At 47.6% G+C, this 18080-nt stretch carries 11 protein-coding genes; 10 read left to right on the forward strand and 1 reads right to left on the reverse strand.

The annotated features are described in order from the left end of the window. The first annotated feature begins 219 nt into the window (after nucleotides 1-219). The 10 genes from gltB (KJB05_RS15620) (at nucleotide 220) to KJB05_RS15665 (ending at nucleotide 17350) form a co-directional block, all read left to right on the forward strand. Nucleotides 220-4770 carry a glutamate synthase large subunit gene (gene gltB / locus KJB05_RS15620; protein WP_208444627.1) on the forward strand — a complete coding sequence of 1517 codons (4551 nt, stop codon included), beginning with the start codon at nucleotides 220-222 and terminating at the stop codon, nucleotides 4768-4770. Continuing rightward, nucleotides 4770-6239 carry a glutamate synthase subunit beta gene (locus KJB05_RS15625; protein ID WP_208444626.1) on the forward strand — a complete coding sequence of 490 codons (1470 nt, stop codon included), beginning with the start codon at nucleotides 4770-4772 and terminating at the stop codon, nucleotides 6237-6239. Before gltB (KJB05_RS15620) ends, KJB05_RS15625 begins: the two co-directional genes overlap by 1 nt. Before the next feature lie 452 nt (nucleotides 6240-6691). Next, nucleotides 6692-11155, forward strand: a complete 4464-nt coding sequence (gene gltB / locus KJB05_RS15630) for a glutamate synthase large subunit (protein WP_208444625.1) — start codon at nucleotides 6692-6694, stop codon at nucleotides 11153-11155. Between the two features lie 20 nt (nucleotides 11156-11175). Beyond that, nucleotides 11176-12588 carry an FAD-dependent oxidoreductase gene (locus KJB05_RS15635; protein ID WP_208444624.1) on the forward strand — a complete coding sequence of 471 codons (1413 nt, stop codon included), beginning with the start codon at nucleotides 11176-11178 and terminating at the stop codon, nucleotides 12586-12588. 91 nt (nucleotides 12589-12679) lie between these two features. Continuing rightward, complete coding sequence (locus tag KJB05_RS15640) at nucleotides 12680-13108, forward strand: DUF1499 domain-containing protein (RefSeq protein ID WP_208444623.1); 429 nt, start codon at nucleotides 12680-12682, stop codon at nucleotides 13106-13108. Nucleotides 13109-13173: 65 nt separating this feature from the next. After that, nucleotides 13174-13869, forward strand: a complete 696-nt coding sequence (gene mtnN, locus KJB05_RS15645) for a 5'-methylthioadenosine/S-adenosylhomocysteine nucleosidase (RefSeq protein WP_005436177.1) — start codon at nucleotides 13174-13176, stop codon at nucleotides 13867-13869. A gap of 14 nt (nucleotides 13870-13883) precedes the next feature. After that, entirely contained in the window at nucleotides 13884-14837 is a 954-nt protein-coding gene (locus KJB05_RS15650; RefSeq protein ID WP_208444622.1) for a cobalamin biosynthesis family protein, read from the forward strand. Further along, entirely contained in the window at nucleotides 14837-15661 is an 825-nt protein-coding gene (btuF, locus tag KJB05_RS15655; RefSeq protein ID WP_208444638.1) for a vitamin B12 ABC transporter substrate-binding protein BtuF, read from the forward strand. The genes KJB05_RS15650 and btuF overlap by 1 nt, the downstream gene beginning before the upstream one ends. Nucleotides 15662-15738: 77 nt before the next feature. After that, complete coding sequence (locus tag KJB05_RS15660; RefSeq protein ID WP_005436171.1) at nucleotides 15739-16359, forward strand: TRIC cation channel family protein; 621 nt, start codon at nucleotides 15739-15741, stop codon at nucleotides 16357-16359. A gap of 130 nt (nucleotides 16360-16489) precedes the next feature. After that, nucleotides 16490-17350, forward strand: coding sequence for a LysR family transcriptional regulator (locus KJB05_RS15665; RefSeq protein WP_005436169.1), 861 nt, complete (start codon nucleotides 16490-16492; stop codon nucleotides 17348-17350). Here KJB05_RS15665 and KJB05_RS15670 read toward each other — a convergent pair. After that, a complete protein-coding gene (locus KJB05_RS15670) occupies nucleotides 17286-18065 on the reverse strand; it encodes a TSUP family transporter (protein ID WP_005436167.1) in 780 nt (259 codons plus the stop codon). The genes KJB05_RS15665 and KJB05_RS15670 overlap by 65 nt on opposite strands. Nucleotides 18066-18080: the final 15 nt, after the last annotated feature.

The raw sequence follows: 18080 nt of genomic DNA on the forward strand, positions 1-18080 counted from the left end.
TATATAAGTCACTAAATTGTGGCAATAAATAAAGGGATATCACCAAGGATTGTTTTTCTCGCAAAATTTTTCCTGCGAGATACGGAAAGGAATCAAGACTGGTCAACCTCGGCCAGTGGCGAATCATAAATATAAAGGACAAGACGCAAAGAGCGCACCTAAGGCAGTAGAGATCTGTCCGGGATTCTTGCGTCGACATTGAACTGGAAGGATGTATCTATGGTAGATAGAGAGCAAAATTCACAGGGTCTGTACACTCCGGAGCTGGAGCATGACGCTTGTGGTATCGGTTTTGTTGCTCACCTTAAAAACCGTAAATCTCATGAAGTAGTGACTCAAGCATTGGATATGCTGGCTCGCATGGAACACCGTGGTGGTCAAGGTTGTGACCCATGCAGCGGTGACGGTGCGGGTATCTTGCTACAAAAACCTCATGAATTCCTATTAGAAGAAGCCGTCAAGTTAGGCATTAAATTGCCTTCGTTTGAAAAGTATGGTGTTGGTGTCGTTCTTTTCCCGAAAGACGAATACAAACGCGAACAATGCCGTGACATTCTAGAACGTAACGCACAGCGTCTAGATCTTGAAGTTATCGGCTACCGTGTATTGCCAACCGACAACTCAATGATCGGTGCAGACCCACTAAGCACAGAACCTCAGTTTGAGCATGTGTTTATCTCTGGTGGCCCTGGCATCACACCTGAAGAACTAGAGCGCAAACTGTACGTACTTCGTAACTACACTGTACGTGTTTGCCTAGAAAGCGTTTCGAACATTGGTGACGACTTCTACATTAACTCCATGTCTTACAAGACATTAGTGTACAAAGGTCAGTTAACGACCGAGCAAGTACCTCAGTACTTCCTTGATCTGCAAAACCCGACCATGGTGACTGCACTAGCACTTGTACACTCTCGTTTCTCTACCAATACCTTCCCGAAATGGCGTCTTGCACAGCCTTTCCGTTACATTGCCCACAACGGTGAAATCAATACAGTTCGCGGTAACTTGAACTGGATGAAAGCCCGTGAAGCAATCCTAGAATCAGACCTATTTACTCAGGCTGAAATCGACATGCTTCTTCCAATCTGTCAGGAAGGCAGCTCGGATTCATCTAACTTCGATATGGCACTTGAGCTCCTAGTTCTTTCTGGTCGCAGCCTGCCACACGCATTGATGATGATGATCCCGGAAGCATGGCAAGAAAACAAAAACATGGATCCGAAGCGTCGCGCGTTCTATCAGTACCACGCGAACATCATGGAACCATGGGATGGTCCTGCTTCAGTATGTTTTACTGATGGTGTTCAAGTTGGTGCGACACTAGACCGTAACGGTTTGCGCCCTTCTCGCTACACAGTGACCAAAGATAACTTCCTAGTGATGGCATCTGAATCTGGTGTTGTGGATATTGAACCAGAGAACGTAGAGTTCCGTGGTCGTCTACAGCCAGGTCGTATCTTTGTTGCAGACCTAGAGCAAGGTCGCATCATCTCTGATGAAGAAGTGAAAGACACTATCGCAACGGCCCAGCCTTACGAGAAGTGGGTAGAAGAAAACCTACTGAGCTTGAAGAAGCTGCCAGATGCGAGCAACCAGTTCAGCCAACCTTCTCCAGAACGTTTACTACACCGTCAACAAGCTTTCGGTGTGAGCACTGAAGAAGTGAACGAAATCATCGTTCCAATGGCGAATGATGCGAAAGAGCCATTATCAGCAATGGGTGCCGACTGGCCGCTTGCGGTTCTCTCTCATCAATCTCAGCATCTTTCAAACTACTTCAAGCAGCTGTTTGCACAGGTAACTAACCCACCGATCGACCCGATCCGTGAGCGTATGGTTATGTCGCTGAACACTTACTTGGGTAAAGACCAAAACCTTCTGACTGAAACACCACTTCACTGTCAGAAAGTTGAATTGGAATCGCCTGTTCTAGCGAACTCTGAGCTTGAGAAATTGCGTGCGATCGATAACGAGCACCTACAAGCGAAGACGCTGGATATCGTGTTCCAAGCTAATGAAGATCAAGGCAAGCTTGAGCGCGCACTAAAACGTATTTGCCAATACGCAGAAGACGCGGTTATCGATGGTTACTCAATCATCCTACTAACTGACCGTGCAGTGAACTCAAACCACGCGGCGATTCCAGCAATGCTGGCAGTTGGCGCAGTACACCACCACTTGATCCGTAAAGGTCTACGTGCGAAGTGTGACATCGTGGTTGAAACCGGTGATGCGCGTGAAACGCACCACTTTGCAACACTACTTGGTTACGGTGCGAATGCGGTTAACCCATACCTAGTGATTGAAACCATTATTGAGCTTCAACGTACTAAGAAGTTGGATCCAGAAGCGAACCCACGCGATCTGTTCAACAACTACCGTAAAGCGATCAATGGCGGTCTTCTGAAGATCTTCTCGAAGATGGGTATCTCCACGCTACAGTCATACCACGGCGCACAAATCTTCGAAGCGTTGGGCATCCACAAGTCAGTGGTCGACAAATACTTCACAGGTACAGTTTCTCGTATCCAAGGTCTCACCCTTGATGATATCGCCAAAGAAGTGCTGATCCGTCACCGCATCGGTTACCCACAACGCGAAATCCCAATTCAAATGCTGGATGTTGGTGGTGTTTACCAATGGAAACAGCGTGGTGAGAAGCACCTATTCAACCCAGAAACCATTTCTCTATTGCAAGAGTCTACACGCAACAAGAACTACGATCAGTTCAAGCAGTACGCGACAGCAGTAGATAAACAAGGTGACAACGCGGTAACTCTGCGTAGCCAGCTAGAATTCATTAAGAACCCAGCAGGTTCTATCTCTATCGACGAAGTCGAACCAATTGAGAGCATCGTGAAACGCTTCGCGACAGGCGCTATGTCATTCGGTTCTATTTCTTACGAAGCACACTCCACACTGGCTGTTGCGATGAACCGCCTTGGCGCGAAATCAAACTCTGGTGAAGGTGGTGAAGACCCAATGCGTTTCGAGCGCAAGGAGAACGGCGATTGGGAACGCTCGGCAATCAAGCAGGTGGCTTCTGGTCGTTTTGGCGTAACCTCTTACTACCTAACTAACGCTGAAGAGCTGCAAATCAAAATGGCTCAAGGTGCGAAGCCAGGTGAAGGTGGTCAGCTACCAGGCGATAAAGTAGATGACTGGATCGGTGCAACACGTCACTCAACTCCGGGCGTCGGCCTTATCTCGCCACCGCCACACCACGATATCTACTCAATCGAAGATTTGGCTCAGCTGATCTACGACTTGAAGAATGCGAACCGCGCGGGCCGTGTAAACGTGAAGCTGGTATCGGAAGCAGGCGTGGGTACGATCGCTTCTGGTGTTGCTAAAGCGAAAGCAGACGTTGTACTTATTGCAGGTTTCGATGGCGGTACTGGTGCATCACCAATGTCTTCAATCCGTCATACTGGTCTTCCTTGGGAACTTGGTTTGGCAGAAACACACCAAACGCTACTGAAGAACGGTCTACGTAACCGTATCGTGGTTCAAGCGGATGGTCAGATGAAGACCCCTCGCGACCTTGCAGTGGCAACACTACTTGGTGCAGAAGAATGGGGCGTGGCAACCGCAGCCTTGGTGGTTGAAGGTTGTATCATGATGCGTAAGTGTCATAAGAACACCTGTCCTGTCGGTATCGCAACTCAGAACAAGACGCTTCGTGAGCGCTTTGATGGTCGCGTAGAAGACGTCGTAACCTTCTTCCAATACATGGCACAAGGTCTACGTGAAATCATGGCTGAACTTGGTTTCCACACTATCGATGAGATGGTTGGCCAAGGACAGAAACTGAAGATTCGCCAAGACGTTTCTCACTGGAAATACAAGAACCTAGATCTGTCTCCTGTTCTCCACGTTGAGCAACCACGTGAAGCTGATGGTGTATTCAACCAAGCTCAGCAGAACCACAATCTAGAAGGAGTACTAGACCGTAAGCTGATTCAAGCAGCGATTCCTGCACTCGAGAAAGGCGAAGCGGTGAATGCCGAGTTCCCTATCGTTAACACGGACCGCTCTGCAGGTACCATGTTGTCGAACGAAATCTCGAAAGTGTACAAAGATGCGGGTCTACCTCAGCCAATGAACGTGAAGTTCAAAGGTTCTGCGGGTCAGTCATTCGGTGCATTCCTAGCTAAGGGCGTGAAGTTCGAAGTAGAAGGCGACGCGAACGACTACTGGGGTAAAGGCTTATCTGGCGGTACCTTAGTACTTTATCCAGATGCGAAATCAAGCATTGTCGCGGAAGACAACATCGTGGTTGGTAACGTGTGTTTCTACGGTGCCACTTCGGGTGAGTCTTTCATTCGCGGTATGGCTGGTGAACGTTTCTGTGTTCGTAACTCAGGCGCGAAAGTAGTAGTAGAAGGCGTTGGTGACCACGGTTGTGAATACATGACGGGCGGTGCAGCCATCATCCTTGGTTCAACAGGTCGTAACTTTGCCGCAGGTATGAGTGGCGGCGTGGCTTACGTATGGGATAAATCAGGTGACTTTGAGTCAAAACTGAACCCAGAGCTAGTAGACCTAGATCCAATCGAGCAAGAAGACAGAGATCTATTACTCGACATGCTAACTAAGCATGTTCAATTCACAGGAAGTGAAGTCGCTCAGTCTTTCCTAGACAACTTTGAAGCAAGCCTAGCCTCTATGGTTAAGGTAATGCCGCGTGACTACAAAGCGGTTCTTCAAAAGCGTAAAGCTGAAGCACAGTCTCAAGGAAACGAAACTCAAGTGGAGGCCGTATAATGGGTAAGCCTACTGGATTTTTAGAGCATGGTCGTGAACTACCACAGAAGATCGACCCAGCTGAACGCATCAAGAACAACAAAGAGTTCGTTCTGAACGAGGAGTTTGGTGACAAGATCAATACTCAGGCTTCTCGTTGTATGGATTGTGGTGTGCCGTTTTGTCATAACGGCTGCCCTATCGGTAACATCATCCCAGAGTTTAACGATGCGGTTTATCGTGATAGCTGGGAAGAAGCATGGAACATTCTAAGCTCAACCAATAACTTCCCAGAGTTTACTGGTCGTGTTTGCCCGGCTCCATGTGAAAGTGCTTGTGTACTTGGCATCAACCAAGATCCAATCACTATCTGTAATATCGAGAAAACCATCGTGGAAACAGCGTATCGTGAAGGTTACGCCAAACCAAAAACACCACGTTCTCGCACAAGCAAAACCGTTGCGATCATCGGTTCGGGCCCTGCTGGCCTTGCGGCTGCTGAGCAGTTAAACAGCGCTGGTCATACTGTGACAGTATTCGAGCGAGACGAGAAAGTAGGCGGTCTGCTGCGTTTTGGTATCCCAGATTTCAAACTGGGTATGGACGTGATAGATCGTAAGATCAACCTAATGGCAGAAGCGGGTATTGAATTCAAAGTTAACCAACATGTTGGTGTTGATGTGAATGCTCAGCAGCTGCGTCAAGAGTTCGATGTGGTTCTACTGACTGGTGGTTCAACCGTTCCTCGTGATTTGCCAGTTCCGGGTCGTGAACTAAAAGGCGTTCACTTCGCAATGGAATTCCTAGGTCAAAACAACCGCCGTGCCAACGACATGGATCTTAAGGGTGAAGAACTTCACGCCGCGGGTAAACATGTTGTCGTTATCGGTGGTGGTGATACGGGTTCTGACTGTGTAGGTACATCAAACCGCCACGGTGCAGCAAGCATCACTCAGGTTGAAATCATGCCGATTCCACCAGAGAAACGTCCTGCCAATATGCCATGGCCACAGTACCCGATGATCCTACGTACTTCGACGTCTCATGAAGAAGGTGTTGATCGTCACTGGAACATCCTAACCAAAGAGTTCATCGGCAATGACAAAGGTGAAGTTACAGGCCTTCGTTTAGCTGATATCGTTTGGCAAGATGCGAAACCAGGCGAGCGTCCAAGTTTCAAAGAAGTAGAAGGCAGCGAGCGTGTGATTCCATGTGATATGGCATTTCTAGCGATGGGCTTCCTACACCCAGAACCAACAGGTGTGCTTGCTCAACTGGATATCGCGCTAGATGATCGCGGTAACGTAGCAACTCAAGATTTTGCTACTAACCAAGAAGGCGTATTTGCTGCTGGTGATATGCGAACAGGCCAATCTCTGGTGGTTCGTTGTATCAACGAAGGTCGTGAATGTGCCCGTGCTATCGATGATTACCTAATGGGTGGCACAAACCTAGAAGCAAAAGCAGATTCACTGATGCTTTCTGCTTAAAGGGAGTGCGCTCACTTCCTCTTTTCGAGGCATAAACCCAGCCATCAGTACTATCGATGGCTGGTCGTCAGGAAAGAAAACAGTTCCTTCCAATCTTTTTATTTTGACCAGCATTTTGTGCTGGTCTTTTTTATTCCTGCCAGAATCAAATGTTACTTTTTTGTAACAACCACTTTTCTATCTCACTGTTTTTCTTGAACTATTTCAGCCAATTAAATGGTAAATCGCATATTCACGCGATGATTCACTAATAACTTGACCTTTTTTACAATAAGCTATAGCTTGTGAAGTTGGTGAAAATAAAACACACAATTTTTGTTAAGATATTTGACGAATTTTATTGAATAGATATACATAAAACCTAGAAAGTGACGCATAGTTAGTCATCATTATCAACTTGAGCAGTGTTGATATATCTGTCGGGATGACAGATAAGCAAAGGGAGAATTGCAATGGCTCTTTATGATCCAAGTCTTGAGAAAGACAACTGTGGATTTGGCTTAATCGCGCACATGGAAGGCGAGCAAAGTCACAAGCTGGTACGTACAGCAATTTCTGCACTTGATCGAATGACCCACCGTGGTGGTATCGCCGCCGATGGTAAAACCGGTGATGGTTGTGGTCTTCTTCTACAAAAGCCCGATTCCTATTTACGCCTTATCGCTGAAGAAAATGGCTTCAACCTTGGCAAGCAATACGCCATAGGGATGATTTTCTTCAACCAAGACCCGGTGAAAGCTCAACTCGCCAAAGACATCATCAACAAAGAGCTCGCACAAGAGACTTTGACGGTAGCAGGGTGGCGTGAAGTACCAACCAATTCAGAAGTACTCGGCCCAATCGCCGCCGATTCACTTCCAGACATTCAACAAGTCTTTATCTCTGCTCCGGCAGGTTGGCGCGAGCGTGACATTGAGCGTCGCCTCTACATCGCACGCCGTCGCATCGAGAAACAAATCACCGAAGATCCTGATTTCTACATCTGTAGCTTGTCGACACAAGTTTTGGTGTACAAAGGCTTGTGCATGCCTGCGGACTTACCGCGCTTCTATCTTGATCTTGCAGATCTACGCATGGAATCTGCTATCTGCCTGTTCCATCAGCGTTTTTCTACCAATACTCAACCGCGTTGGCCACTAGCTCAGCCGTTCCGTTACCTTGCTCATAATGGTGAGATCAACACCATTGAAGGTAACCGCCAATGGGCACGAGCGCGAGCTTACAAGTTCTCGTCACCACTGCTGCCAGACCTACAAACCGCAGCACCGTTTGTGAACGAGACAGGTTCAGACTCTTCCAGTTTAGATAATATGTTGGATCTATTCCTTTCTGGCGGTATGGATATCTTCCGTGCCATGCGCATGCTTGTGCCACCAGCATGGCAAAACCACCCAGACATGGACCCGGATCTGCGAGCGTTTTACGACTTCAACTCCAAGCACATGGAGCCATGGGATGGTCCGGCAGGTATCGTATTGTCCGACGGCCGTTACGCTGCCTGTAACCTAGACCGTAATGGTTTGCGCCCAGCACGTTATGTGATTACTAAAGACAAATTTATCACCCTGGCATCAGAGGTAGGGATTTGGGATTACGCTCCCGATGAAGTTGCCGAGAAAGGCCGTGTTGGTCCGGGTGAACTGCTGGTTGTCGATACTCGCAAAGGGAAGCTTTGGCAGTCTAGCGAGATCGATAACGATCTGAAATCTCGCCACCCTTACCGCGAATGGATGGAAAACAACGTTCGCAAACTCACTCCTTTTGCTCAGCTACCTGAAGATCAAGTGGGTGAGCGCAGTTTTGATGAAGACTTACTCAAGACTTATCAAAAGCAATTTGCCATGAGCAATGAAGAGGTCGATCAAGTACTGCGTGTTCTTGGTGATATGGGCCAAGAAGCGGTCGGTTCCATGGGTGATGACACCCCAATGGCCGTTCTCTCGTCGAAAGAGCGCTTGGTGACTGATTACTTCCGTCAGAAGTTCGCTCAGGTAACCAACCCGCCAATCGATCCATTGCGTGAGAAACACGTAATGTCACTGGCGACCAGTATCGGTCAGGAGATGAACGTCTTCTGTGAAACCGATGGCCACGCCTACCGAGTGACCTTCGATTCACCAGTATTACTTTACTCAGACATGCAGCAATTGCTTGAGCTTGGTGACGATCACTACCGTAATACCATTCTCGATATCAACTACGATCCACAACAGAAAAATCTCAAACAAGCCATTGATGATCTGTGTGAACAAGCAGAACAGGTCGTACGTGAAGGCACGGTTCTAGTCGTGCTTTCAGATCGCGCTTTAGTAAAAGGTAAACTGCCAATTCCTGCAGCAATGGCAGTCGGTGCGGTTCAAACTCGCTTGATCGATGCCAACTTACGTTGTGATGCCAACATTGTTGTTGAGACCGCAACAGCTCGTGACCCACACCAATTTGCTGTCTTGCTTGGCTTTGGTGCTACTGCGGTTTATCCATACCTTGCTTATGAAGCACTAGGTAAGCTGATTGATGATAAAGCGCTAGAAAAAGACTATCGCGATGTGATGCAAAACTACCAATACGGCATCAACAAGGGTCTGTACAAGATCATGTCGAAAATGGGGATTTCTACCATCGCCTCTTACCGTTGCTCGCAACTGTTTGAAGCAGTTGGCCTGAGCCAAGAAGTGGTTGGTTTGTGCTTTAAAGGTGTCACAACTCGTATTGAAGGCGCGAGCTTCGACGACTTCCAACAAGATTTGTACAACCTTTCTCGTAAAGCTTGGGCGAAACGTAAAGCTATCGAGCATGGCGGCTTATTGAAATACGTCCACGGTGGTGAATATCACGCCTACAACCCAGACGTGGTTGGCACACTGCAAACTGCGGTGAAATCAGGCGAAAGTAACGATTATCAGAGCTTTGCTAAGCAGGTAAACCAACGTCCTGTTGCCATGCTGCGTGACTTAATGGCGCTGAAAAAATCAGACTCCCCACTACCACTTGAGCAAATCGAGCCAAGCACAGAGCTATTCAAGCGTTTTGACTCGGCGGCGATGTCCATTGGTGCACTTAGCCCAGAAGCGCACGAAGCACTTGCAACAGCGATGAACCGTCTCGGTGGTTACTCCAACTCGGGTGAAGGAGGTGAAGATCCACGTCGCTTCGGTACCGAGCGTAACTCGCGTATCAAACAGATTGCTTCTGGGCGATTTGGTGTCACGCCTCACTACCTAACCAATGCAGACGTACTGCAGATCAAGGTCGCACAGGGTGCGAAGCCGGGCGAAGGTGGTCAGTTACCGGGACACAAAGTCACCGCAGAAATCGCAAAACTGCGTTATTCGGTACAGGGTGTGACTCTGATCTCCCCTCCTCCGCACCACGATATTTATTCGATTGAAGATTTGGCCCAGCTGATCTTCGACCTAAAACAAGTCAATCCAAACGCGTTGGTTTCGGTGAAATTAGTATCTGAACCAGGCGTCGGCACCATCGCTACAGGTGTCGCGAAGGCCTACGCTGATCTTATTACCATCTCGGGTTACGACGGCGGTACTGCAGCAAGCCCATTAACTTCAGTGAAATACGCTGGTAGCCCATGGGAATTGGGACTGGCAGAAACCCAACAAGCACTGGTTGCTAATGGTCTACGTCATAAGATTCGTCTACAGGTAGATGGTGGTCTAAAAACGGGCCTAGACGTGGTGAAAGCGGCGATTCTCGGTGCGGAAAGCTTCGGTTTTGGTACTGCGCCAATGGTGGCAATGGGTTGTAAGTTCCTACGCATTTGTCACCTCAACAACTGTGCTACTGGTGTTGCAACTCAAGACGAGACATTGCGTAAAGAGTACTTCAAAGGCCTACCGGAAATGGTGATGAACTATTTCATTGGTCTGGCGGACGAAGTGCGCGGATTACTCGCTGAACTTGGTGTTGAAAAACTGACAGACTTGATTGGTCGCACGGATTTGTTGGAAACCGTTGAAGGTCTGACGGCGAAACAAACCAAGCTAGATCTGTCGAATATCCTTGAGGCGCCAGTCTCTCCAGAGGAACACCCTCTTTACTGGACACAGCCAAATACACCATTTGATAAAGCCGAGCTAAACAACAAGATCATCGAAGACGCATTGCAAGCGGTTGAGAAACGTCAATCTGCTAGCTTCTTCTACAACGTGATCAACACCGACCGCTCTGTGGGTGCTCGCCTATCCGGTGAAATCGCTCAGCGTTACGGCAACCAAGGCATGGCGGCGACGCCAATCAAACTGCACTTGGATGGCACTGCAGGCCAGTCATTTGGCGTTTGGAACGCGGGTGGCGTGGAGCTTTACCTGACCGGGGATGCCAACGACTACGTAGGTAAAGGCATGGCTGGCGGTAAGGTGGTTATCAAACCTCACCTTGGCACTGCATTTAAGTGTAATGAAGCGACCATCATTGGTAACACCTGTCTGTACGGTGCGACCGGCGGTAAGCTGTTTGCGGCGGGTAAAGCAGGTGAGCGTTTCGGCGTACGTAACTCAGGTACGATTGCTGTCATTGAAGGCGCTGGCGATAACGCTTGTGAGTACATGACTGGCGGTATTGTTGCCATTCTTGGCGCGACAGGCGTGAACTTCGGCGCAGGCATGACTGGCGGTTTTGCTTACGTATTGGATGAGAACCAAGACTTCCAAGGTCGCGTGAACAACGAATCGGTTGAAGCGATTTCTCTGTCGGATCTCTACATCCATCAAGAGCACTTACGTGGTCTGATTGCCGAACATCTTGAAGAAACCGGCTCCAGCCACGCAGAAGATATCTTGGCGAACTTTGATGAATGGATTCCAAAGTTCTACTTGGTGAAACCACAAGCGGCGGACTTACGCACGCTACTTGGTCACCAGAGTCGCAGTGCCGCAGAACTGCGCGTTCAAGCCCAGTAATCATGGAGGATGTTTGAATCATGAGTCAGAACGTTTATCAATTTATCGATGTTCAACGCGTAGATCCTGCGAAGAAGCCTATCAAAGTTCGTAAGATCGAGTTCGTTGAAATCTATGAACCGTTTACCAAACAACAAGCGACTGCGCAGGCGGATCGCTGCTTAGATTGTGGTAACCCATATTGTGAATGGAAGTGCCCAGTCCACAACTACATCCCGCAATGGCTAAAGTTAGCCAATGAAGGTCGTATCCTTGAAGCTGTTGAATTGTCGCACCAAACTAACAGCTTGCCTGAAGTTTGTGGCCGAGTATGTCCACAAGATCGTCTGTGTGAAGGCTCTTGTACTCTCAATGAGGACTTTGGCGCTGTCACCATAGGTAACGTTGAAAAATACATTACCGACAAAGCCTTTGAAATGGGCTGGAAGCCTGACATGTCTAAGGTGGAATGGACCGATAAAAAGGTTGCTATCATTGGTGCAGGCCCAGCTGGCTTAGCAGCCGCTGATATCCTAGTGCGAAATGGCGTGAAGCCTGTCGTATTTGACCGCTACCCTGAAATTGGAGGCCTACTGACCTTCGGTATCCCTTCGTTCAAGCTTGAAAAAGGCGTGATGGAAAACCGCCGTCGCGTCTTTACCGAGATGGGCGTAGAGTTCCAGATGAACGTCGAAGTAGGTAAAGATGTTCAGATGCAAGAGCTACTTGATGAGTACGATGCCGTCTTTTTGGGGGTTGGTACTTACAAGTACATGCGTGCAGGACTAGAAAATGAAGGTGCGCCGGATGTCTACGATGCTCTGCCATTCTTGATTTCAAATACTTACAAGGTCATGGGCTTGGAGCACGACAAACCTTTTATCGACATGGCAAAACAACGCGTCGTTGTACTCGGTGGTGGTGATACCGCAATGGACTGTGTTCGTACCTCAATCCGCCAAGGCGCATCAAACGTGGTATGTGCTTACCGTCGTGATGAAGCCAATATGCCTGGCTCTCGACGCGAGGTGAAAAACGCTAAGGAAGAAGGCGTGAAGTTCATGTTCAACCTTCAGCCTTTAGGAATTGAAGTGGATGCGTCAGGCAAAGTCTCAGGGGTCAAAGTGGTGAAAACTGCCCTTGGTGAGCCTGATGAAGCGGGTCGTCGCCGTCCAGAACCAGTAGAAGGCAGCGAGCACGTTCTACCAGCAGACGTCGTTATCATGGCGTTTGGTTTCCAGCCACACAAAATGGACTGGCTAGCTCCGTTTGATGTCGAGTTGGACCAATGGGGCCGTATCAAAGCTCCTGCGAAACAAGAGTTCCAATTCCAGACCAGCAACAAAAAGATCTTCGCTGGTGGCGATGCGGTACGAGGCTCAGATCTGGTTGTGACCGCGATTGATGAAGGTCGAAAAGCCGCAGAAGGTATTCTCGATTACCTTGAAGTTTAATCACTGTTAACGTCTCAAAAAGGATCCTACTATTGGATCCTTTTTTCTTTTATTACATATAATTAAATTCCTAAGATAAGGGATAAAACCAATGAAAAAAGCCGCTCTCCTTTCTATTACTTTGCTCGGCTTAACCGCTTGTAGCCAAGGAGTCACAACCATGACTGATCGTTCTCAATCACCTTGTGGTGACAAACCAAACTGTGTCTCCACCCAAGACACGCGTGAAGAATACAACCTAACACCATTCACCCTAACCGAATCCACCAACATCGATGTAATTGAGCAAGTGACGCTTGAACTGCCGGGGGCGAAAACAGCGGTGAAAGAAGGTAATTACCTACGTATCGAATGCACATCCAAAATAATGCGCTTTGTGGACGATTTAGAGCTTAAGATCGAAGGCGACCAGCTTATTGTTCGTTCTGAATCTCGCGTTGGCTATTCAGACTTTGGCGTGAACCGTAAGCGTGCTGAACAATTACGTTCACTGTTGGCGAATGCTGAGTTAATCAAATAACGACCACATATTGGTGCAGAGTGGTATACTCTCGCCAACTTAAATTTTTATCGAAAGAGAGTGTTATGAAAGTTGGTATCATCGGTGCGATGGAACAAGAAGTCACCATCCTGAAAGAAGCAATGACAAACTGCCAAACAGTAAGCAAAGCAGGTTGTACGTTTTTCTCTGGTCAGATTAACGACGTTGATGTGGTACTGCTTCAATCTGGCATCGGTAAAGTAGCGGCTGCAGTAGGCACAACTATTCTGCTAGACGAGTACCAACCAGATGTGGTTATCAACACTGGTTCTGCGGGCGGCTTCGATTCAAGCCTAAACCTAGGCGACGTTGTAATCTCAACAGAAGTTCGTCACCACGATGCAGACGTAACTGCATTTGGCTACGAAATGGGTCAAATGGCAGGCCAACCAGCGGCATTCAAAGCGGATGAGAAGTTAATGGACCTTGCTGAAAAAGCACTGGCTCAGATGGAAAACACTCACGCCGTTCGCGGCCTGATCTGTACTGGTGATGCTTTTGTTTGCACAGCAGAACGCCAAGAGTTTATCCGTAAACACTTCCCTTCAGTTATCGCTGTAGAAATGGAAGCATCTGCTATCGCTCAAACTTGTCACCAATTCAACACACCGTTTGTTGTTGTTCGTGCTATCTCTGACGTAGCAGACAAAGAATCACCAATGAGCTTCGAAGAGTTCCTACCGCTAGCAGCGAAAAGCTCTTCAGAAATGGTATGCAAAATGTTGGAACTGACTAAGTAAGTCCCCAGAATTTCATGGAAGAAATATTTCAACAGCTCTATGCCAATGGTGCGCTCCTCGTCATGTGGGGCGCATTACTATTCCATTTATTAATCCCCATTCCTCACGCTGCTCATCCTGTGACTTTATGGCATAAATTCGCAGAACAACTGGCGAATAAAGTTAATAACAACCACAACTACTCACAAAGCATTCTCTCTGGCGGGCTCGCACTTCTTCTTATGCTTGTACCTTGCTTGATATTACTGCTCGCGATGAAACCTTTAGTTTGGCAAGCGCCCTTATTTGAGCTGGCATTACTGCTTATTGCTCTTGACTGGCGAAACAACGAGTCACTTGCGAAACAACTCGTTACTGCGATGTCGAATGAGAACAAAGCACAGTGCCGAGCACTACTAAAACCTTACCTTAATCGAGATACCGAGAGCTTATCACTGCTTGGTATTGGTAAAGCAGGTGCAGAGACCATCATCATGGGCTACGGACGTAACGTTGTGTGCGTGTTATTCTGGTATGGATTGACTGGTGGAATTGGCGCATTAATGTATCGCCTAACGGCAGAACTTGCTCGTGCTTGGTCCCCAAGTCGCCGTCAGTATTCACCTTTTGGTAAGCCTGCTATTCAGCTAACGGCTGCATTGGAGATTGTTCCTTTACGCTTGTTTGCCGTGTTCATTAGCATGGGTAAAAACCTATCGAGTGTTTCGACTGCCATGCGTCAACAAGCGAAGTCTTGGCCACTTCCAGGGCCAGCTTGGTTGTTGTGCTCGATTGGTAACAAGCTTCAATTGTCACTTGGCGGCCCAGCGCTGTACCAAGGTCAACGAGCCGAACGAGCGAAAATTGGTGGTCGTATAGCACCATCTGCTATCCATTTGGCACAAATCCAAACCCTCATTGTATGGCGTATTTTTGCTTGGATCGTTATCCAAAGCCTGATTCTCGGACTCATTTATCAAGGACTATGATGAACAAACTTTGCTTTGCTCTTCCTCTTATCTTCTCTGCCGCTTCTTTTGCCAATGAACCAGTTCAACGCGTCATCAGCCTGGCTCCACACTCAACAGAAATCGCCTATGCGGCAGGTCTTGGCGACAAACTCGTAGCCGTCAGCGAGATGAGTGACTACCCAGAGCAAGCTAAAGATCTAGAGAAAGTATCAAACTATCAAGGCATCAAGTTAGAGCGCATCATTGCCCTTCAACCCGATTTGGTTATCGCTTGGCCAGCAGGTAATCCAGCCAAAGAACTTGAAAAGCTCAAGCAGTTTGGCATCCCTATCTACTACTCAACGACTGGAACGTTAGAAGACATCGCTACGAACATTGAACAACTTAGCCAGTACAGCGAGAAGCCGGAAGTTGGGCAAAAAGCCGCTGCAGAATTCCGCGCGCAGTTAGAAGCATTAAAAGAAAAATACAATACCGAGGATAAAGTCAATTACTTCTATCAATTAAGCGAGAAGCCGATCATCACCGTTGCGGGTAAGAACTGGCCAAGTGAAGTCTTTACCTTCTGTGGTGGCGAGAACATCTTTGCTAAAGGCAGTACCCCTTACCCACAAGTCAGCATCGAGCAAGTGATTACTCGCCAACCCGAAGTCCTGTTTACCTCTCGCCATGCCATGAGTAATGATGGCATGTGGGCTGAATGGAAAAACGACATCCCTGCGTTAAAGAACAACCACGTTTGGTCACTCAATTCAGATTGGATCAACCGCCCAACCCCAAGAACCTTAAACGCGATCACAGAGGTGTGTGAACACTTTGAAACCGTTCGGCAAAAACGCTAACGTTTTCGTTGGAAATCCCGTACAATTTCCGTCCCATTTCTGTTCCCCCACAATTTGTTTAAAAGGTACCAAGTAACATGGACTCCATGCTGCTTTATATGATCGATTTATTCGGTACTGCTGTCTTTGCGGTTTCTGGCGTTTTACTCGCAGGCCGATTAAAGATGGATCCCTTCGGTGTGATCGTACTCGGTAGTGTGACAGCTATTGGCGGCGGCACTATTCGTGATATGGCGCTTGGCGCAACCCCGGTCTTCTGGATCACTGACACCACTTATCTTTGGGTAATTTTCATCACTTGTTTGCTCACTATGATTGTCATTCGTCGCCCTAAGCGCTTGCCTTGGTGGGTTCTACCTGTCTGTGACGCAATTGGTTTAGCGGTATTCGTCGGTATCGGTGTTGAGAAAGCTCTCGCCTACAATGCTTCTGGCATGGTTGCGGTGATCATGGGCGTTATCACTGGCTGCGGTGGCGGCATTATCCGTGATGTGCTGGCTCGCGAGGTACCCATGGTACTGCGAAGTGAAGTCTATGCGACCGCATGTATCATTGGCGGAATTTTCCATACAACGGCACTGAGTATGGGACACGACCATTCAGTCGCCCTACTCGCAGGTGTCATCTCAACTTTGATTATTCGCCTTGGTGCGATTCGCTGGCACTTGTCACTGCCAACCTTTGCTATCAATCGTTGATCGATACGAATCAATTTACGCAAAAGAGCTGACGGAAACGTCGGCTCTTTTTGTTTGTAAAATCACCTGTCGCTTCTCATCTCAAGCTTGGCTATATTAGACCTATTATTCCCAACATTCATGGATAGACATGTTACTGGAAGGCATCGAAACACTATTAGTTTTAAGTAAAGCGAAAACGATGAGTCGCACTGGGAGTTTGCTGTATATCAGCCAATCTGCGGTGAGTAAACGTATCGCGAACCTAGAGAAAAAACTGGGAAAGAAGCTAGTAGAACCGTCAGGGAGAACCATTAAACTCACACCTGATGGCATGGCTTTGATCGAGAATATTGGCCCATCTTTTAACGAGTTACGTGGCCTTATTTATGAACAGCAAGAGCTAGAAGACACATCATTAATCACCCTCGATAGTTCAAAGTCTCTTATTGCAGGTTATCTTGGAAAAACCATTGGTGATTACCTCAAGCAAGATCAGTACTTAACAATAACCACCAACCACAGCCCTAGAATCGTTGAGCGAGTTCAATCCGGTAAAGCAACCATTGGGCTTTGTGCTGGTTTGCTTCCACCACATCACGGCTTAATGGCTTTCCACTTATGTGATGAACCTTTCTTCCTCGTTAGTGATAAGCCACTGAATGAGCTTCCAAAAAAAGTCATTACAAATGATTTAACCAATCCTTCCAATAGCTACCAACTGCCAGCATTAGAGAAAATAGGTATCAAACCATTGATGGAAATGGATGCCTACACAGCGGCAGCACAACTTGCACTGGGAGGAGCAGCACCTGCATTAATCCCATTATCAATCGTTAGAGCGTTAAAGATCCCTGACCATAACTGCTTTATGTTCGAACAACTGACATCTTTAATTCGACCGATTCATATCTGCGTTAGGCAAAACGTGTACCAGTCACCAAGAGTTAAAACAGTGATAGAAACCATTGGTGATGTTGTTGCCAAAGAAGTTTTGTCGCCATCAGCATAGACATGGTAATCACTAAAGGTCGAATCCATTTTTGACCTTTAGTAACAACAACTTTGGCACCAAGTTGAGCACCAATAAAGCCACCTACAGCCATGGTCAGACCGATTTCCCACACAGGCAAACCAGCAAGAATAAAGAACAGCAGAGCCGCGATATTTGAGGTGAAGTTGAGAATCTTAGTACGAGCGGTCGCATCAACCAAAGAGAAGTGACCAAGTGCGACAAAGCAAAGCGCAAAGATAGAGCCAGTACCTGGACCAAAAAAGCCATCGTAAAAGCCCACGCCACCACCAACACATAAAGCAAACATCGCTTCAGAGAGCTTTGGTTCTCCTTCAGCTGTTTTATTAGTTGAAGAGAGCAAAAAATAGAGTGAAATCGCGATAAGCAATACAGGGATAAGACTGGTGAGTACACCGGCATCGATAAACTGTACAGCCTCAGCACCAATGGCAGAACCAATAAAAGTACAGAGAATCGCTAGGCGCATCTCTTTGAGACTAACAATGCCGTTACGAACAAAGTACCAACTGGCAGAAAAGCTTCCGAAAGAGCTTTGGAGTTTGTTGGTCGCTAATGCTTGAGTCGGGCTTAGTCCCGCAGCCAACAAAGCAGGTAGAGTCAAGAGACCACCGCCACCAGCCATCGCATCAATAAATCCCGCAGCGGATGCGACAAAAAACAATGCAATTAAGATTTCGAACGTAACTTCCACTTGTGCGTCCTTGTA

This window comes from Vibrio sp. B1ASS3 (genome assembly GCF_905175355.1).
GTDB classification, from domain to species: Bacteria; Pseudomonadota; Gammaproteobacteria; order Enterobacterales; family Vibrionaceae; genus Vibrio; species Vibrio owensii.